General features: G+C 43.8%; 17 protein-coding genes and 1 pseudogene. 4 read left to right on the plus strand and 14 right to left on the minus strand.

Annotated features, from left to right (window positions below; genetic code table 11):
- Position 1: 1 nt before the first annotated feature.
- From DWX26_RS09175 to DWX26_RS17895, 3 genes and pseudogenes are all read right to left on the minus strand, one after another.
- Positions 2–748, minus strand: coding sequence for a class I SAM-dependent methyltransferase (locus DWX26_RS09175; protein ID WP_158580598.1), 747 nt, complete (start codon positions 746–748; stop codon positions 2–4).
- Positions 749–1,128: 380 nt separating this feature from the next.
- A complete protein-coding gene (locus DWX26_RS17890) occupies positions 1,129–1,404 on the minus strand; it encodes an IS4 family transposase (RefSeq protein WP_330422999.1) in 276 nt (91 codons plus the stop codon).
- Positions 1,405–1,446: 42 nt separating this feature from the next.
- Positions 1,447–1,761 (minus strand): annotated as a pseudogene (locus tag DWX26_RS17895) (DUF6783 domain-containing protein); the annotation flags it as partial.
- Between the two features lie 127 nt (positions 1,762–1,888).
- On the opposite strand from DWX26_RS17895, the gene DWX26_RS09185 reads away from it, so the two are divergent.
- Both DWX26_RS09185 and DWX26_RS09190 read left to right on the plus strand, forming a co-directional pair.
- Positions 1,889–3,475, plus strand: a complete 1,587-nt coding sequence (locus DWX26_RS09185) for an AAA family ATPase (RefSeq protein WP_118601300.1) — start codon at positions 1,889–1,891, stop codon at positions 3,473–3,475.
- An 11-nt stretch (positions 3,476–3,486) separates the two neighbouring features.
- The gene (locus tag DWX26_RS09190; RefSeq protein ID WP_118601301.1) at positions 3,487–3,834 is read left to right on the plus strand and encodes a DUF2116 family Zn-ribbon domain-containing protein; all 348 of its coding nucleotides are present in this window, start codon (positions 3,487–3,489) and stop codon (positions 3,832–3,834) included.
- A 47-nt stretch (positions 3,835–3,881) separates the two neighbouring features.
- Here DWX26_RS09190 and DWX26_RS09195 read toward each other — a convergent pair whose 3' ends face one another.
- The 10 genes from DWX26_RS09195 to DWX26_RS09240 all read right to left on the minus strand — a co-directional run bounded on the left by DWX26_RS09195 (position 3,882) and on the right by DWX26_RS09240 (position 14,959).
- Positions 3,882–4,187: a cupin domain-containing protein gene (locus DWX26_RS09195; RefSeq protein ID WP_118601302.1), complete on the minus strand. Its 306-nt coding sequence runs from the start codon at positions 4,185–4,187 to the stop codon at positions 3,882–3,884.
- Between the two features lie 3 nt (positions 4,188–4,190).
- Positions 4,191–4,835, minus strand: a complete 645-nt coding sequence (locus DWX26_RS09200; protein WP_118601303.1) for an ABC transporter ATP-binding protein — start codon at positions 4,833–4,835, stop codon at positions 4,191–4,193.
- A gap of 4 nt (positions 4,836–4,839) precedes the next feature.
- On the minus strand, positions 4,840–5,694 hold the full coding sequence (locus DWX26_RS09205; RefSeq protein WP_118601304.1) for a hypothetical protein: 855 nt from the start codon (positions 5,692–5,694) through the stop codon (positions 4,840–4,842).
- Positions 5,687–6,457 (minus strand): hypothetical protein, encoded by a 771-nt coding sequence (locus DWX26_RS09210; protein ID WP_118601305.1) that lies wholly within the window; start codon positions 6,455–6,457, stop codon positions 5,687–5,689. Before DWX26_RS09210 ends, DWX26_RS09205 begins: the two co-directional genes overlap by 8 nt.
- A gap of 172 nt (positions 6,458–6,629) precedes the next feature.
- Positions 6,630–7,832, minus strand: a complete 1,203-nt coding sequence (locus tag DWX26_RS09215; RefSeq protein ID WP_118601306.1) for a hypothetical protein — start codon at positions 7,830–7,832, stop codon at positions 6,630–6,632.
- Positions 7,833–8,068: 236 nt separating this feature from the next.
- Positions 8,069–9,385: an ATP-binding protein gene (locus DWX26_RS09220; protein WP_118601307.1), complete on the minus strand. Its 1,317-nt coding sequence runs from the start codon at positions 9,383–9,385 to the stop codon at positions 8,069–8,071.
- Positions 9,382–10,098: a LytR/AlgR family response regulator transcription factor gene (locus DWX26_RS09225; RefSeq protein WP_118601308.1), complete on the minus strand. Its 717-nt coding sequence runs from the start codon at positions 10,096–10,098 to the stop codon at positions 9,382–9,384. Before DWX26_RS09225 ends, DWX26_RS09220 begins: the two co-directional genes overlap by 4 nt.
- Before the next feature lie 206 nt (positions 10,099–10,304).
- A complete protein-coding gene (locus DWX26_RS09230; RefSeq protein WP_118601309.1) occupies positions 10,305–12,158 on the minus strand; it encodes an ABC transporter ATP-binding protein in 1,854 nt (617 codons plus the stop codon).
- The gene (locus tag DWX26_RS09235; RefSeq protein ID WP_118601310.1) at positions 12,151–14,469 is read right to left on the minus strand and encodes an ABC transporter ATP-binding protein; all 2,319 of its coding nucleotides are present in this window, start codon (positions 14,467–14,469) and stop codon (positions 12,151–12,153) included. The genes DWX26_RS09230 and DWX26_RS09235 overlap by 8 nt, the downstream gene beginning before the upstream one ends.
- Positions 14,462–14,959, minus strand: a complete 498-nt coding sequence (locus tag DWX26_RS09240) for a MarR family winged helix-turn-helix transcriptional regulator (RefSeq protein ID WP_117510074.1) — start codon at positions 14,957–14,959, stop codon at positions 14,462–14,464. Before DWX26_RS09240 ends, DWX26_RS09235 begins: the two co-directional genes overlap by 8 nt.
- 201 nt (positions 14,960–15,160) lie before the next feature.
- Here DWX26_RS09240 and DWX26_RS09245 point away from each other — a divergent pair, with 201 nt between their 5' ends.
- Positions 15,161–15,856, plus strand: a complete 696-nt coding sequence (locus tag DWX26_RS09245; RefSeq protein ID WP_117801872.1) for a hypothetical protein — start codon at positions 15,161–15,163, stop codon at positions 15,854–15,856.
- A 74-nt stretch (positions 15,857–15,930) separates the two neighbouring features.
- Here the strand turns inward: DWX26_RS09245 and DWX26_RS09250 are convergent, their stop codons facing one another.
- A complete protein-coding gene (locus DWX26_RS09250) occupies positions 15,931–16,869 on the minus strand; it encodes an AraC family transcriptional regulator (protein ID WP_118601311.1) in 939 nt (312 codons plus the stop codon).
- A gap of 207 nt (positions 16,870–17,076) precedes the next feature.
- Here DWX26_RS09250 and DWX26_RS09255 point away from each other — a divergent pair, with 207 nt between their 5' ends.
- Positions 17,077–18,255, plus strand: coding sequence for an MFS transporter (locus tag DWX26_RS09255; protein ID WP_118601312.1), 1,179 nt, complete (start codon positions 17,077–17,079; stop codon positions 18,253–18,255).
- The last annotated feature ends 66 nt before the right edge of the window (positions 18,256–18,321 follow it).

The raw sequence follows: 18,321 nt of genomic DNA on the forward strand, positions 1-18,321 counted from the left end.
TCTACTTTACCGCGCGGAGCATAAAAAGCGGGGTCGATGCAAAATTAATTTTTTCTACATCATCCCAGACTTTTTTCCAGACCTCCCTGTCTGCCGTTGCTTCGCAAAAACCAGCCCGACGAATCATCCTCAGATCTTCTGTCGGACGCGCGCATCTGCTCAGAATCAGATTTCTGGCGATTTCTTCCATCTTATACGCTTCATCATATGCATTGAAATCAAAAACTTCTGCATCCTCTACATTTCTGTGATCCTCTTCGAATGCATTCTTCTGTTTGTCATCAAAAAGATAGTTATACCATCCTGCATCAAAATTTAAAAGAATGCCTCCTTTTTTCAGAACACGGCACCATTCCTGATATGCCTTCTGCGGTTCTTCCAGATTCCAGGTGAGATTTCTTGTTACAATTACATCAAAACTTCCGTCCTGTATGTTTTCTAGATTCTGCACATCTCCTCTCATCCATGTGATCCTGGAAGCATACGTTCCCGCATTCTGCATAGCATGGTTCAGCATTTCCTGCGTATAATCTACCGCGGTCACATCATACCCTCTTTTTGCCAGGCTAATGGCGAAAAATCCAGGACCAGTTCCCATATCGGCTATTTTTATCTTTTTATCCTCTGGAATTTCTTTCAATATGACATCCATCCAGCTCTTTTCATTGCTGTGATTCAGTTCATGACAGACAACATCCGAATAGCTCTCTGCCCGGCGTGTCCAATATTCTTCTACTTCTTTTAACATTTTCATAGTCTGCCTGTTCTTTTCTATCTGTAATTAAAGTCAAAATCCTCTTGCAGGTCTGCTGCAAAAGGATTTTGGAATTGATTTGCAGGAAGCAGAGGAAAACGCCCCGAAGCGGAGGAATGGCGGCGATTTACAGCTGTTCCCGCATCCTGCGCGTCAAAAAGTGCGGAACTTTCTGACGTTACAGGATCAAAAATTTTTGACGTAAGCATAATAACATAAAAAAAACGCTAAAATAAGCCCCTCTGGGGGATATTTTTCGCGTTTTTTCAAATTTTTTTTTAATACAACCACTATTTTGCCCATCTCAATTACTTGCGTAAATTCGATGGACACGTCTTATATCCCCATAGCTAAAGCCTTAACTTGACCCATATTTATACAAGATAATTTCGATAAGCAAGCAATGAATATAGTACATCCAGTCCTTGCCAGATAGAACGTACTCCGGGCATACCATCGCTCGGAGCACCTTTCGTCCCTCCAAGAACTCCCAGATCATAAATTGCTTCTTTAAGTGAATACGCTTCAGGAATTTCCTTGCTTTTTCTTGCGCAACAACATAATACTTTCCATTCCTCTTCAGCAAATACGATCCCACTTGAAATTTCCGGACATATTTTCCCAAGATAAGTCAGATTTAATATCTGCATTGCAATGACAGAATATAATAACGTCAGAAAGCTTAATCTCCCATATTCCCTTGCCTGGTTCTTTTCTATTTTGCATCCACTCTTTAATATAAAATGAAACCGTTCTATCTTCCATCTGTGTGCATAACACTGTACCAGCTTTTTTATTTCTTTTTCGCTCTTTACCGTTACCGTTGTCAGCCGTGACATGTGACAATAGGCGGTAATACATAACGCCAGAGCGTGTCTGAAAAAGGCTTTTCGCAGGCTGCGAGTCCCGTTTGTGGGAGATTTTGTCCGAATGAAGGTAGCGTAGCGTGCTACGGCAACTGAATGAGGGCAAAATGCACCGCAAAGTGGTGCTTGCAACACAGCATGTTCACGCTTGAATCAGGTGCTGAGGAAATAGCAATGAATCGTGTTCCTGGTTTTTGCCGGTCTTGCTATTTTCGTAGGTGGGTGATAAAATGACGATAGATCGTGAGATCAAAAAGGGAGGAATGTTGTGGGACGATTCTTTAATTCGAAGGTCAATGCGTTTCAGGATGTGTTAAACTCCAAAATATATATCGATAAAACAGGATTACTGGAATACACCAACAGTGTGATAGACACAACATCAAAGTTTATCTGCAACAGCCGACCCAGAAGATTTGGAAAATCAATCACGGCGGATATGCTCACTGCGTATTACAGCAGAAGTCTGGATACGGAAGAAATTTTCGAAAAACTTGAGGTCGGAAAAACAGCGGATTTTCGAAAGCATCTGAATCAGTACGACGTGATTCATATTGACATTCAGTGGTGTATTGAGCCGGCCGGAGGTGCAGATCAGGTAATCACTTTTATTAACAAAAATGTGATTGAAGAGCTGCGTGAAACATATGAAAAAGAATTATCGGAGGGAACATCGTCGCTTCCGGATGCGTTGTCACAGATCAGTGCAAAAACAGGAAAAAAGTTTATTCTGATTCTGGACGAGTGGGATGTACTGATTCGAGATGAGGCGGCAAATCAGAAAATACAGGATGAATATATCAACTTTTTGCGAGGGCTTTTTAAGGGAACGGAACCTTCGAAATATATTCATCTTGCATATCTGACTGGAATCCTGCCGATCAAAAAAATAAGGACACAGTCTGCACTGAACAATTTTTCAGAATTTACAATGCTGGATGCGAAAGTTTTTGCAAAATACACTGGTTTTACAGAAGAAGAAGTGCAGGCGCTCTGTCGGACATACAACAGCGATTTTGAAAAAGTAAAGCGCTGGTATGACGGATATCTGCTGGAAGAGTATCAGGTTTATAATCCAAAAGCAGTTGTAGAGGTTATGACCTGGAATAAATATCAGAGCTACTGGTCAGAAACGGGCACGTATGAATCAATTGTACCGATGATTAACATGAATTTTGATGGTCTGAAAACGGCAATGATTGAACTGCTGGCAGGCGGATCTGTGAAGGTAGATACTTCAACGTTTCAGAATGATATGATAAACTTTTCCGATAAGGATGATGTGCTCACATACCTCATCCATCTGGGGTATCTGGGATATGATCAGCAGCAGGAAACAGCGTTTGTGCCAAATGAAGAAATACGGCTGGAGCTGACGAAGGCGGTAAAAAGAAAAAAATGGAATGAATGGATTTCGTTTCAGAGAGAATCGGATGCACTGCTGGATGCGACACTGGATGGAGATGCGGAAAGCGTTGCTGAAAAGATAGAAGAAATTCACATGGCCTATACATCTGTAATTCAGTATCACGATGAAAATTCATTGAGCAGTGTGATTTCGATCGCATATTTAAGTGCTATGCAGTATTATTTCAAACCTGTCCGTGAAATGCCGACAGGAAGAGGATTTGCAGATTTCGTGTTTTTACCGAAACCGGAATATATACAGCAGTACCCGGCGATGGTTGTGGAATTGAAATGGAATAAGAGTGCACAGACAGCGTTGAATCAGATCGCGGATAAAAAATATCCGGAGTCTTTGCGACAGTATACGGGAGAAGTTCTGCTAGTGGGAATCAATTACGACAAGAAAAGTAAAAAACATGAGTGTGGAATTGAGAGCTATGAAAAATAGGAGGAATCTGTATGAAAAGATGTAGTTACTGTGGCAAAAAAATAAACGGAAGTGTTGGATTTTGCAGTGATGCATGCGAAAGCCGCTATAAAAAAGTAATGGAAAAAGATGGACCTAAAGTTAAATATTTTATTTCCGGTATTATTTTAGGATTCCTGGTGATGTTTTATGGAATTATATCAAACAGCAGCTTCCTGATAGGGATGGGAAGCATAGTAATAGGAATTGATGTTGTTTTCTTTCCGTTTACCACGCCGGAAACAACCGCTTTTTTGGGATATCAAAAGGCAAAATTAGTGGGCCGCGTAGCAGGTATATTACTGATAGCAGTTGGAATATGGGTGGGGACTATTCACTGATGAACAGAGATGCAGAAGCTGCCGCATTAACGTGCGGCAGCTTATTTTTACAGCAATTCCGCTTTTTTTTGGATCATTGCCAGAAATACCAGCGGTTCTTTTCCGCTACAGGAAACGGCATGGCCGCTGCCGTCCTCGCAGAACGTCGTCATGCCCGCCTGCATCGGATATGTTTTGTTATTATCCTGATATATTCCCTCCCCGGACAGAATGTGATACACTTCCGTCTCGCCGTGATGCTCATGGTACGGGAGCTCATCGCCCGGTAAAATCGTTACTTTTGCAAAGAGTGTCACCTTTCCGGAAAGGCGTTCGCCTTCCAGCAATTTTTCTGTTGTGTGTCTGTCTGCCATTGTTCACGTCCTCGTTTTCGTAATCTTTCCTCTGTCAATCTCCACCGTCGTATCGCACAGTGCCGCGATGTCTTCCCGGTTGTGGCTGGCCAGAAGAATCGTTTTTCCTTCCTCTTTTAACTTCAAAAACAGCTGCCGCATCTCCTGCACGCCCTGGTTGTCGAGACCGTTCATCGGTTCGTCCAGGATCAGGAGAGAAGGTTCTTCCATAATCGTCTGTGCAATGCCGAGACGCTGGCGCATGCCGAGCGAATACTTGCCGACATGCTTTTTCGCTTCCGGATCCAGTCCGACTTTTCGGATAGCCTCATCGATCTCCTTTTTCCCGATCTTCCTGCGGATGCCGGCGAGAAACTGCAGATTCTGTCTGGCGCTGTATCCCGGAAGAAAGCCCGGCGTCTCGATGATGGCGCCAATACTCTCCGGCGCTTCAATCTCTTTCCCGATCTGTTTTCCATCCACCAAAACCGCTCCATCGTCCACCCGAAGAAATCCACAGATGCATTTGAACAGAACCGTCTTGCCACTTCCGTTTCTTCCGATCATTCCGTGAATTTTTCCTTTTTCAAAACTCAGGCTGATCCCGTCCAGCGCCGCGTAGCTGCCAAACTTTTTTGTCACGTTTTCTATTCTTATCTTTTCTTCCATTCTTTCAGATTTCCTCCACAAAGTTCAGATCCTTTTTCCGAATCCCGAGATACGAGAGGATCGTGCATGCGCCGATGACAATCGCAAAGACACTGTAAACATATGCCATCGACGGCCCGTTTCCATACCCCTGCCACTTGTAGCTCGCAATGTTCATCCAAAGCGGCGGTGCGCAGTAATAGCCGATTGTGATGTTGGAAAATTTGCTGAGCAGAAGCGCGGTGAGTGCGATGCCGCAGTTGATGACGATTCCAAATCCCCTGTGTACCAGAAAATTTCCGGCATAACTCACAACGCCTGTCATAACCGACAGGCACCAGATTGCAAGCATTGTGAGCCCCATTGCCTCCTGCGGCGAAAATCGCGAAAGGATCAGATAATCCAACGGTTCCTGGTCAAAGGTATATGCCGCATTCGTCTGAGCCAGCGTACTGATCACCTTCCCCCATCCGGTTTCCCACCCTACATTCGGAAACACAAGCAGTACCGGAATCATACTTAAGCATATGGTGTAAAAAAAGGAAACAACCACAATGTATAGCATGTTTCCCCAAAACCAGCTTTTCCGCCCGGCCCGCAGAATCTGCCACCCGCTGTTCGGTTCCAGAAACGGAGCATCACAGAAAAGCAGCAGAGCCCCAAGAACGATGATAATCTGGTCTCCATTATATCTGGTCATAAACGGCAGCATCCAAAAAGTCACATCAACTCCGGTCTGCTCGCAGAAGCCTCGAATACCCACCGTCATTACATGAAAAAGGATCGCAATCCACAACAGCGCAACATAAAACCGTGGTGTTGTGAATGTTTTCCGCAAACGTATCTGACATACCCGAAGGCTCATCCGTATTCTATCCATTCTGCTCCCTCCTCTTTACCATTCGCACGAAAATTACACCTTCCATTCCTGTCAGAATGAGGAAATAACCAGCTATCACAAAAAAATCCTTAAAATTCTGGATACTTCCCCCATGGAGCTGGTACCATCTCATCTGCCCCGGCAGCTGCAGCGCTTCTGCTACAAGCTGGCTTGCATAATAAAAAAGAGCCGGTGTGCTGACCAGCACAAACAGATTTTTTATTTTCCCCGATATCATAAGCGCAAAAACTGCCATAAATGCATATTTGACAGCCTCAATTCCAAATCTTGCGGCAAGGTAAAACGGCAGGACGAGTCCATTTCCATAGTTTAAACCGCCTGTTAATGTTTCAAGCTCTTCTTTTTTTATCCACGGTATTTTTAATGCCAAAACGCCATAAACAACTGCCATTCCCAGAAAAATACTGATCACAGAGCCGAAAAAGGCCACTACCAGATGCGACCAGCAATACGCTGTTCTCCCTATGCGTGTCTCAATGCATCTAAGATAGCCATTTCTGCTGTCTTCCCAATAGCTCAGCGCAAACGGCAGCACAGCCAGCACAGAAAACACTTCAAAAAATGCACCCACACCATGGCTGCTGACAACCAGGTAATATACCGATACATTCCACCGGCTCTGCATTGCTTCCTGACTGATGTTCAACACAGTAACCAGCATCGCACCTGCAATGGCAAAATAAAATTTTCCTGATAAAAGCATTCTCGTAAAATCCATTTTTATCATTCGAAAAAAATTCATGAAAGATCACCTTCTTTCTGTTTTGATTTTCGAGATAGTTTTACTGGTTGATACATTCCATCCCTCGAAACTTCTCTGCGTCTCTATAAAAGATGTGACCCCGCTTAGCCCGGAGCCACATCTTTCACAAAAATAATTTATTCTTTGAGTAAATCATAAAGCTCAGACAAACTCACCCCGCAATTTCCCGTCCATCCAGTGCATTGATGTAAACATACTGTTCGATCTCATCTTCTATAAATCGAAACTGCCACGCAGGAATCATATCACACATCCAATGCCCCGTTTCATTTCTTCCCGTTGTCATCGGGTAATAAATCAGTTTCATCTGATCCAGCGTAATCGGCTCGGCAATTGCCAAATCATACTTATTTCTCAGCGTTTCCAAAATAATATCTTTTTCCACAAGAGATACCGGTTCCTTTTCCCGAATAGCATAGTGATTAACTGCTTGAAGATATTGAATTCCTTCCTTTGTTATAACGGCCTGTATTTTAGATGACGGAATATAAAGATCATCCTGCCGGTTAATTTCATTGCATAATACGGGAATCCCATTCAGATAACCCTGAAAAAACAACAGTAAACAATCATCTGCTTTTGACCACTCATATTTCTGAATCTTCTGAGGCTTTAGCAATTCTCCATTCTCGATTGCCTGTTCCATTAATTCCTGCTGTTTTTCCATCTGTTTATACGAAAAACTGTATTTACTGGTCAATTCAACCTTTTCCCAGTCTCCAATCCATCTAACAAACTCTTTTCCCTCCTCTATCAGCTTTTCTTCGTCTTCCAATGAAATTTCCTGCTCATTGTCTCTGACTAAAATCCCTTCACCATAGGCTGATGTAATATATTCAACAGGTAAATTATAATAAACTTTTTTTCCTTCTTCCGTTTCTACTCCTAATATATTGCTGACAGACACCGTTCCATTTTGATTTTTTAATTGTTCGCCAAGTATTCCCTCATACGAATAACAAACATCCGGCTCTCCTGTGTCTCCTTTTCTTGTTTCCAATCCACTTTCCGGGATTTTCCCAAGTATTTTATTGAACACACTTTCTCCTTGAAATCCATCCACTTCTATCACACATTTTTCAAACTCGTTCCATTTTTTGTCAGGCATGTCAACAACCGCATCAATTTTTGCCTGACTGCCAAGCTGAAAACTAATATGCTCACCATCGCTTAATTCCTGATCATTTTCATGTGTCACATTTGTTTCCGTTTCATCATTGCTGATAGAAATATTCCGTTCTTCTCCATTTTCCTGTTTTTTTACCTGCTGCAAATTTTCTGACTCATTCCCCATATTCTGACAACCCGAAAGAAGCAGCAATATCGTCAGAACTCCCAACACTTTCTTTCCCATATATCCCCTCTTTTCAAAATTTCGTTCTTTCTCTTCTGTACTCGAAGCATAACGAAAATTTTCTCCATCGTCAACGGATCTGGGATATCATGCTCTATCTGGGATAATCGGTACAGATGGCAAAAAATAAGACTTTGTCCTTTGAAATCCGCATTCTTTTTGCTTCCTTCATACAAACAAAGTCTTTTTTATTGCGTTCTATGAGGTAGGTATCAAAAGGTCTTTTGACACTGATATCATTTTATCGGAAACACTGCCTCTGCGCAAAACAAATCTCCTGTCTCATAATACTTTAACGCGCCACCTACCTTTTGCATCGTCCGTTTTACACTTTTGTGCCCAATCCCGTGGCTGCTTGTATCTTTCTTCGTCGTATTCAAACTTGAATTTTCATTTAAAACAGATTTCTCTATTTTGTTTTGAATCTCCAACCGAAGATATCCCATTTTTTCCTCTACAAAAATTATAATTTCTTTCTTCTCTGTAACTTTCCGCTCTGCTTCAATCGCATTATCCATAAGATTTCCAAACACAGAGCAAAACTCCAAATCATCAATTCCTTCCATTTTGCTCAGAATCGTACATTTCACATCTACTTTTTCACTTCTCGCAAGAGTAATTTTTGTATTAATCATAGAATCCACATAACTGTTTCCGGTCTGAATCAGCGTCTGCACATCTTCAATTTTCTGATTAATTTTTTCCCATACCTTTACCATTTCCGACTGCGGCATGGTCTCCATTGCCTCTTGCAGAGGTAAAAGATAATTTTTCAAATCATGTTTAAATTCTCGTAATTCTTCATTACTTCTCGTAATAATTTCCATACTTTCCTTTGAATATTTCTCTTTTTCTTTCATCAGTTCATATTCTAGCTTTGTTTGATTATCCTTGCTCATTTGCTGTACTATAAAGTACATAATCAGGCACATCAGCCAGATACAGCATACGCACAGCAAAATCCATTTCTGTTCCTGCATCTGCACACTTGACAGATCTCTTACTACCAAAATCATAGTATCTCCCGCAATAATTGAGAAAACAAGGTTGCATCCCATGGCAATCCATTGCCAGCTTATCAGATTCTCTCGTTCAAACAAAAGACTATTTAGTAATTTACCAACAAAAAAATAAGAAATTTTTGATAATAGCACGAGCGCAATTCTTACTGTATCCTGATCTTGAATAAACGATGCAACACTTTCTTGAAGGACAAAACTGCCGCCGAAAAGGATCGCTGTGTTTACCATCATCAATACTGCTCTCGCAACTACCGCTGCAGTAACCTTTCTCAGAACACTTCCCCGTGTACCCACCATCAAATAGACAAAAAGCCAAATCAATGTGATCCACATTTCCCACCTGTCATATAACGCAGGATACTTTTCCAACGCAGGAAAGATTAGCCCAAATAGTACTGCAATTCCCCACAAAATTTTACCTTTTTTCCCTCTGGGTTTCTGCTGCATAAAATCCATGCAGAATTCCAACAAAAGTATGTTTTCCCAAACAGAAATTGCAAGTTCAAAAACCTTCCAAAATGCTGCACTCATTCCATCACCACTCCCATAATTTTCATTCGAACCTGATTCAGATAATTTCTGCTGACAGGAATGCTTTTCCCGTTCAATAGCAGAAGTTCTTTTTCGCGCAACCGATATACATAGTTCATGTTAACCAAATATCCTTTATGGGTCCTTACAAATTTATGCGCTTCTAGTTTTTTCTCCGCTTCTGACATTTTCATCCTTACGCGAATCGCCTCATCCCTCGTATCTTTTTCCCGATAAAAAAGCAGATAGTTCTTCTCGCTCTCCACAAACCAGATATCACGCAATGCAAGTTTTACACTCTGACGCCCTGTCTGCAGTTCTATTTGGGGAACTTTCTTTCCTGCCTTTTTCTGCAGTTCCAGCATCTGCGGCTCCAGTTCCTCATCCAGATGTGCCTTGCGGATAAAAAAGAATGGATGATACACCAATGACTGAAACACCAGATCATCCTTATTCGATACAAACACAATGCAACATTCCCTGTTCCACTTTTTCAGATACGATGCAGCCTCAAATCCATTCACTTCCGGCATATCAATATCAATAAAAAAAGCAGAAATCTCATCAAGATTTTTGATTCCTTCCAGCATCTCCTTCGCAGATACGTAGCACTCCATTTCCACTGCAATCTTATGTTTCTGACATAAACCTCGAATTCTGATTTCCAGTTTATTTAAAAACACTTTATCATCATCGCATAAAATTAAATTCATTATTTTCCCCCATACTCTTCTTATCGAAGATTCTACTTCTCAACAGCATACCAAATTTTTTCTTTTCTCTCAAGCAATCCGGGACAACCCGCAGTATTTGGGATAAACCGCAACGCAAAACAGCACCCGAATCATTATAATTGTTCCTAAAAAAAGAGACTCCCGTTTCCAGGAATCTCTTTCTTCTTAAATAGAATTGCTGTGTGTTACGCCACGACATCCTCAAACTGCGAATTGTAAAGGTTTGCATAGAACCCATTCTTCGCGAGCAGTTCTTCATGGCTGCCCTGCTCGATGATATCTCCGTCCTTCATGACAAGAATTAAATCCGCATCGCGAATCGTAGACAGCCGATGGGCAATGACAAAGCTTGTTCTGCCCTTCATCAGGTTATCCATTGCTTTCTGGATCTCGATCTCTGTTCTGGTATCAACGGATGAGGTCGCCTCGTCGAGAATCAGGATCTTATTGTCTGCAAGAATTGCTCTTGCGATCGTCAGAAGCTGTTTCTGTCCCTGGGATACATTGCTTGCATCCTCATTCAGCTCCATCTGGTAGCCGCCCGGCAGGGTCTGAATGAAATGGTGTGCTCTTGCAGCCTTCGCCGCTGCAATAACCTCCTCATCCGTGGCATCGAGCCGGCCGTAGCGGATATTTTCCATGATACTGCCTTTGAACAGCCACGTATCCTGCAGCACCATACCAAAGGCATCGCGAAGCTCTCTGCGGTTGAAATCCCTGATATTGTGGTCATCCAGAAGAATGGCTCCGCTGTTTACATCATAATAACGCATCAGCAGCTTAACCATCGTCGTTTTTCCTGCTCCGGTCGGGCCGACAATGGCAATTTTCTGACCCGGTTTTGCCTTCGCGCAGAAATCATGGATGATGATCTGGTCCGGATTGTATCCGAACTGTACATGATCAAAGGTTACTGCTCCTGTTACCGTCCCAATATCGGCCGGATTTTCTGTGGTCTGATCCTCTTCCTCTTCGTTCAGGAATTCAAAGACACGCTCGGATGCCGCCGACATCGACTGTACCATGTTGATCACCTGCGCAATCTGCTGGATTGGCTGGGTAAAGTTTTTTACATACTGGATGAATGCCTGGATATCACCGATTGTAACCACGTTTCGGATCGCCAGCAGTCCTCCGGTCAGCGCCACACAGGCGTAGCCCAAATTCCCGACAAACATCATAATCGGCTGCATCATACCGGATAAAAACTGCGATTTCCATGCGGAATCATAGAGAATGCTGTTGGTTTTCTCAAACTCCTCAATGGTATCCTTTTCACGGTTAAATGCCTTAATTACAAGATGGCCGCCGTAAACCTCCTCAACCTGTCCATTGATGTGACCCAGATATTCCTGCTGGTCACGGAAGAATTTCTGGGATTTCTTCGTCACCAGTCCGATCAGCCCCATAGAAATTGGCAGGATCACAAGTGCGATCAGCGTCATCAGCGGAGAGATACTCAGCATCATGATCAGAACGCCGACCAGCGTTGCCACGGATGTGATGATTGTGGTAATGCTCTGGTTCAGTCCCTGACCCAGTGTGTCGACATCGTTGGTAATACGTGAGAGCACTTCGCCATAGGTGCGGCTCTCAAAATATTTCATCGGCATGCGGTTGATTTTCTCCGAAATTTCCTTTCGAAGCCGATAACATACCTTCTGGGTAACACCGGTCATGATCCAGCCCTGGATGAAACTGAACAGGGCACTCATCAGATACAGGCCAAGGGTAAACAGCAGAATTTTTCCGATTTTCGTAAAGTCAATGCTGCCTGTCCCTCTGATTTTTTCCATCAGTCCCTCGGACAATGCCGTTGTTGCTTTTCCGAGGATTTTTGGTCCCGCAACGTTGAACACGGTCGAACATGCGGCACAGAGCATAACGACAAAAATCGCAATTTTATATTTTCCGATGTACTGTGCAAGCTGTTTGATCGATTTTTTCAGATTTTTCGGCTTCTCGCCCGGCTGCATACCGCGGCCCATGCCTCCCATCGGTCCTCTTTTGCGCGGCTGCTGATTTCTCTTGTCACTCATGGTCAGCCACCTCACTTTCTATTCCAAGCTCCTTTGCCGAAAGCTGGGATTTTGCAATCTCCTGATAAACCTTACAGTTCTTCAGCAGTTCTTCATGTGTTCCTTTTCCGACAACCTTTCCGTCATCGAGCACCAGAATCTGCTCCGCATGGAGAATTGTACTGATTCTCTGTGCCACGATGATCACGGTGCTGTCTTTGACATTCTCCGCCAGTGCTTTTCGAAGCGCCGCATCCGTTTTCAGGTCAAGTGCAGAAAAACTGTCATCGAAAATAAAGATTTTCGGATCCTTTGCAATCGCACGCGCAATCGCCAGACGCTGTTTCTGTCCGCCGGACACATTTGTTCCGCCCTGGGAAATCGCGGTCTCATATTTATCATCTTTTGCTTCAATAAACTCTGTTGCCTGCGCAATCGCGGCTGCTTTTTCGATCTCGGCATCGGTTGTATTTTCTTTTCCGAAGCGCAGGTTCGATGCGATCGTTCCCGAGAACAGCACACCTTTCTGCGGTACAAAGCCAATCTCGTCTCGCAGATCCTTCATGGTAATGTTTCGGATATCTTTCCCATCCAGGGTAATCTGTCCGCCCGTCACATCGTAAAGACGCGGAATCAGGTTTACCAGCGTTGATTTTCCGCAACCGGTACTGCCGATAATTGCCGTTGTCTTTCCCGGCTCCGCCACGAAATCAATGTCATGCAATACATCCTCTTCTGCTCCCGGATACCGGAAATTGACATGGCAAAAGCGAACAACACCATTGTGTACGTCTAATTTTTCCGGCGTTTTAGCATCCTGAATCGAAAGCTCTGTCCGGATAACCTCATCGATACGACCTGCAGCAACCGCAGCACGCGGCAGCATGATAGACATCATCGTCAGCATCAGGAAGGACATAACAATCATCATGGCATACGTAATGAACGCTGTCATTGCGCCGACCTGCATCGTACCCTCATCGATTCTGTGTGCACCAAACCAGACAATTCCTACGGTCAGTACATTCATAATCATCATCATGCCGGGCATCATAAAGGTCATGACACGGTTGGTAAACAGTGTCGTTCCGGTCAGCTCCCGGTTTGCCGTATCAAAACGCTCCTCTTCTTTATCCTCTCTTCCGAATGCACGGATAACGGAAAGTCCGGTCAGAATCTCACGGGAAACCAGGTTGATGTTATCGACCAACTTCTGCATCTTTTTGAATTTTGGCATTGTAATAGATACAAGCAGCATGACATAGCTGATAATCACAATAATTGCCAGTACGATAATCCAGCCCATGCCGGCGCCCGTTTTTATCACCTTGATAACACCGCCAATACCAAGAATCGGCGCATACGCAATCATGCGCAGCAGCAGCACCGATACCATCTGGATCTGCTGGATATCATTTGTACTTCTCGTAATCAGAGACGCGGTAGAGAATTTATCCATTTCCGCATTGGAAAATCCGACAACCTTTTTGAATACCTGATCTCTCAGATCGCGACCGATCCCGGCAGCAACACGGGAGGCAAACAGTCCGACAAAAACCGTTACCACCCCCATCAGAAGTGCCATGCCGACCATCTTAAGACCCGCCGTCAGAAGATACGACTTCTGAATCCGGTCGATATCAAGTCCCGCCGCTTTATCTGCGGAAACTGCATAGGCAATTCCCATCGATTTTACCAGCGAGCTTCCCATCGTATCGAGCGTTTTTTCCATGCTATCGCGCATCGAAAGCACGTCATCCTTCTCCATCTGTCCACTCTCGAGCATAGACGCAAAAATCGGACGGACATCCACGCAGGTCACTTCCACCTTGTTTCCATCCTCATCTTCTTTTTCCTGCCGGAAGCTCTTCAGCTCCACATGCATCATCTCGCCGATCTGCTCTATCGTCATGTTTTCAAACGCGGAAGCATCCTGACCGGTCTGCTGTGCCACGAGCTGTTTGAAGGCAGTTTCCTCCATCGCACCCATCTGGTAATTCATAAGGAGTGCAACGGTCAGCGTTTCATCCGCTGTATCTAGTTCTTTTTCGGAAGCTTTGTTCCGCTCATAATAGCCGTCCTTTTTCGTATAAAGGCTTTCCCACAAGTCTGCCTCATCATCCGTCATGATAAACTTTGCTGTCTGAAATTCTTCCTCTGTGATCCGTTTCGGTGTAACGTGCTCAACACCGCTGTTCTGAATGCCCACATCGATGATATCAGATGTGTACGACGGGAGCGACAGGTCGCACCACGCCTGGACAAACAACAGCATAAGAATCACAAGAATCGATTTCCAGTACGGGAGCATATTCTTGAAAATCTTACTCATTTTTTCCCCTTTCTTCTTTCCGGTGTACCAGCTTGCCGGCACACGAATTCTGTCGTTTTCGGGTTTCAATTTCTTTTTCTGCAATCTCATAGATACGATCTAGATAAGCAACCAGCTGATCTACATCCTCTTCCTTTAACTGTGACATCACAGAGCAGCCAAAATCATGCATTCTGTCCCGTACCTCTTCCCCCTTTTTCCAGCCCTGCTCTGTCAGACTGATATACGTATTTCTGCGGTCTTTTTTGTCAACGGTCCGCTCTACATATCCTTTTTCCTCCAGTCCGCGCAGTGTCCGCGACACAGCCGGCGGAAGCGTTTTGGTCTTCGCTGCCAGCTCTGAGCTTGTAATTTTTCCGTTTTCTCCCATCTGCAAAATCGCACCCATGACGGAAAACTCGGAACTGCTGAGTCCCGGAATCAGGTCTGATACGTTCAGTTTTTTAAACTGGTGCATCGCACGAAACAGTTTTTCAAATGCATCTTTCACGGTTTCCCCCTCCTTTTTGTGTAAATACTTAACAGTATTATTTATTTACGTGTGTTAAATAATAACACCGGCAAATTTCCATGTCAAGAAATCTGCCGGTGTTTATGTTTTTTTTAGAAATCAGGCCACTCAAATAGAATTTGACAAACGCTGCCATTTTGTTTAGATTAGAAGCAAATACGAAAGGACATCTTCATTCCCATGCCAGGTTTTATTTTACATCTCACCGCAGCCCAAATGCTGTTAAAGCACCTCCCGTCCCACCCGGATTTTCCATATCCGATTTCATCGGTAAATGATTTTCTAATCGGAAATCTTCTGCCGGATGCGACGCAGCAGAAAGAATCCTCCCATTTCCGCGATCCGCTTTACCGCGAAAAAATGATGGTATTCCCGGATCTTACACGGTTTACAGCGAAATACCGTTCACTTCTGCCAGATTCGAGCGCACTGGGATATTATTTTCATCTTTATATTGACCGGAAATTTTTTAAGGATTTCATTCCGCAGATTGTGGAATTTTATAATGCGGATGGGGAAATTACAGATATGAGAGATGAGATTGCAACGGTTTATATCAAAAAATCGCGGACATCCATTCCTTTTTCCAGATATCTCACGGAGGAGTATTATTACGGGGACTATACACGAATGAATACATATCTTGTCAACCGCTATTGCATCCCGCTCGATCTCAATCCTAACGTCACGAACCCTGGAATCACAGAAATTCCGTATGAGAACGTCCAACAGGTACTTGACCTCCTCCATCACTTCCTCTCCGTCCCGCCGGAAGCCGCGCAGGATCTGAAGGTCTTTCCGCTTGAAGAGCTGCTTGCGGCACTAGAGCAATATGTAGAAGAGTTTTTGGCTGTGCCGAATAAATATATTCCATAATTTTCCATTTAAAAAGGAGCAGAACCCACACCGGATTCCGCTCCTTTTTCAGAATGTAATTTTTCCGTTTTCTCTTACACTACATCTTGAACGATCCCTTCTCTGTCATCCGTATCCATTTGTTTTTTTCTTCGATATTCCGTCGGTGTCCTCCCATAATATTTCTTAAATGTTTTGCAAAAATAATCCATATTTTCAAATCCCGTCTCGCCGGAAATTACAGTTATCTTTTTCTCCGTCGTGGCCAGAAGCTTTGCAGCCTCCTGCAGACGATACTTCACCAGATAATGCACCGGCGTATCGTGAAGATATCTTCGGAACAGATTCAATGCCGTACTTTTGCTCACCATAGCCTGCCCGGCGATATCCTCCAATGTAAGATTTTGTCGGAAATTTTGATGAATATATTGCATCATCAGCTGTGTTCTTCCCTGTGAGGATGCCGTATTTTCTCTTTTTTTCTGCAGCACTTCCGAATCCATGTGCAAATAAAGCAAGTGCCACAATTCCTGCGTCAGAAATAAAGTAACCAGTTCCCGGTCTTTGTCTGATTCCTGCGCTTTGAGAATTTTCTGCATGAGCTCCAGTGCTTCTGCCTGCCATTTTATTTCCCTGCAAAAGACAATGCACTCCACCTTACACGCCTGTATCGGTGCAATGTATTTTTTGTAAATCAGGCTGTCTGCCGGAGCGAGAAATGTCGGTTTCAGAACGAAATTTGGCACAATCGCATGGCCTTCAGAAAAATAGCGATGCAAAATCTTTGAGTTAATAAAAATGCCCGTTCCCTGTCCCAGTGAAAGCTGCTTTTCGCCAACCCAGAAGGTTGCTGTTCCCTCCTGTACAAAAACAAACTCAAACTCCACATGCCAGTGCCATTCTACACAATGAAAATCAAACAACGCAAGATCGTCGTAATACAATTGAAACGGATATTCACTGTTTCCATGCTGTATCGTTTCCATCATGGTTTCATCCGTTTGGATCTTGTTATAAAATGTATTAAACTCCATCTTTCCCCGCCTCCGTTTTTCAGGCACGCCCCTCTCTATTTTGCGATATTATACAATAAACAGACGATATATTCCAGTGAAAGCGACACCATTTTACGTTATTATACAAAAAGAATCGTTGTCGCTCCATGGAACACGGTGAACGGCAACGAAACGAACACTACGGCCGCAGCAGTTCTGCCATTTTAAAAAACGGAGTATATCACTATGAAAAAGAACTACCACAAAACCTTAATTGCCTGTTATCTTGGATTTATCACGCAGGCAATTTCTGCAAATTTTGCACCTTTACTATTTCTTACCTTTCACAGAACTTACCATATTTCTCTTGGAAAAATTGCGTTTATCTCGACAGTATTCTTTTTCACACAACTTCTTGTCGATTTGTTCTGTGCCAGATATGTCGATAAAATCGGTTATCGCAGGTGTGTCGTTGCTTCTGAGATTCTTTCCGCCTGCGGCCTGATTGGACTTGCCTTTCTGCCCAATATTCTGCCAAATGCCTATGCAGGAATTTTGCTCAGTGCCATGATCTATGCCGCCGGAAGCGGACTGATTGAGGTTCTTGTCAGCCCAATCGTAGAGGCTTGTCCGTTTGACAATAAGGACAGCGTTATGAGTCTGCTTCACTCCTTTTACTGCTGGGGGTCTGTAGGCGTCATCTTACTCTCCACTGCTTTTCTGGCAGTTTTTGGTATGGAACGCTGGCCGATCCTCGCATGTATCTGGGCTGTACTTCCACTGTACAATACGTTTAATTTCCTTTCCTGCCCGATTGAATCACTCACCGGAAGCGAAGAAGGACTTACCATTCGTCAGCTGTGCCGTCTTCCCATTTTCTGGATTTCCCTTGTTCTTATGGTCTGCGCCGGAGCAAGCGAGATTTCGATGGCGCAATGGGCTTCCGCTTATGCCGAGTCTGCATTAGGTCTCTCAAAAAGCATTGGAGACATTGCAGGACCGTGCCTGTTTGCTGTGATGATGGGCATCAGCAGGACTTTCTATGGTAAATACGGGGAAAAAATTGACTTAACAAAATTTATGATCGCATCCGGTACACTTTGCCTGATCTGTTATCTGGCTGCAGCTCTCGCACCATATCCTCTTTTAAATCTTATAGGCTGCGTTGTATGTGGTTTCTCCGTAGGAATTATGTGGCCGGGAACCATCAGTATTTCATCCTCTAAAATTCCACTCGGCGGAACTGCACTGTTCGCACTTCTCGCCATGGCCGGAGATATGGGTGGTTCCATTGGCCCATTTGTTATTGGATTTGTCACACAAAACACCGGCGACGATCTGAAGGCAGGTATGCTGGCCGGCTGCATTTTCCCTGCTGTACTGATTTTGTCTGTTTTTCTGCTCCGACAAAGGAACGCAGAGTAAAAATAAGCACCGAAGAGATACTGTAACGTGTCTCAGACACAGGAGCCGGACAGTCCGACTCCTTTT

The sequence above is a fragment of the Blautia sp. AF19-1 genome (assembly GCF_003479155.1).
GTDB lineage: Bacteria > Bacillota > Clostridia > Lachnospirales > Lachnospiraceae > Fusicatenibacter > Fusicatenibacter saccharivorans.

Coding starts and splice junctions, on each gene's coding strand:
- DWX26_RS09190 (WP_118601301.1), top strand. CDS start 3,487: ATGAAAAGATGTAGTTACTGTGGCAAAAAAATAAACGGAAGTGTTGGA.
- DWX26_RS09250 (WP_118601311.1), bottom strand. CDS start 16,869: ATGGAGTTTAATACATTTTATAACAAGATCCAAACGGATGAAACCATG.
- DWX26_RS17890 (WP_330422999.1), bottom strand. CDS start 1,404: ATGCAGATATTAAATCTGACTTATCTTGGGAAAATATGTCCGGAAATT.
- DWX26_RS09230 (WP_118601309.1), bottom strand. CDS start 12,158: ATGAGTGACAAGAGAAATCAGCAGCCGCGCAAAAGAGGACCGATGGGA.
- DWX26_RS09205 (WP_118601304.1), bottom strand. CDS start 5,694: ATGGATAGAATACGGATGAGCCTTCGGGTATGTCAGATACGTTTGCGG.
- DWX26_RS09215 (WP_118601306.1), bottom strand. CDS start 7,832: ATGGGAAAGAAAGTGTTGGGAGTTCTGACGATATTGCTGCTTCTTTCG.
- DWX26_RS09175 (WP_158580598.1), bottom strand. CDS start 748: ATGTTAAAAGAAGTAGAAGAATATTGGACACGCCGGGCAGAGAGCTAT.
- DWX26_RS09200 (WP_118601303.1), bottom strand. CDS start 4,835: ATGGAAGAAAAGATAAGAATAGAAAACGTGACAAAAAAGTTTGGCAGC.
- DWX26_RS09225 (WP_118601308.1), bottom strand. CDS start 10,098: ATGAATTTAATTTTATGCGATGATGATAAAGTGTTTTTAAATAAACTG.
- DWX26_RS09210 (WP_118601305.1), bottom strand. CDS start 6,457: ATGAATTTTTTTCGAATGATAAAAATGGATTTTACGAGAATGCTTTTA.
- DWX26_RS09220 (WP_118601307.1), bottom strand. CDS start 9,385: ATGAGTGCAGCATTTTGGAAGGTTTTTGAACTTGCAATTTCTGTTTGG.
- DWX26_RS09195 (WP_118601302.1), bottom strand. CDS start 4,187: ATGGCAGACAGACACACAACAGAAAAATTGCTGGAAGGCGAACGCCTT.
- DWX26_RS09255 (WP_118601312.1), top strand. CDS start 17,077: ATGAAAAAGAACTACCACAAAACCTTAATTGCCTGTTATCTTGGATTT.
- DWX26_RS09245 (WP_117801872.1), top strand. CDS start 15,161: ATGCCAGGTTTTATTTTACATCTCACCGCAGCCCAAATGCTGTTAAAG.
- DWX26_RS09235 (WP_118601310.1), bottom strand. CDS start 14,469: ATGAGTAAGATTTTCAAGAATATGCTCCCGTACTGGAAATCGATTCTT.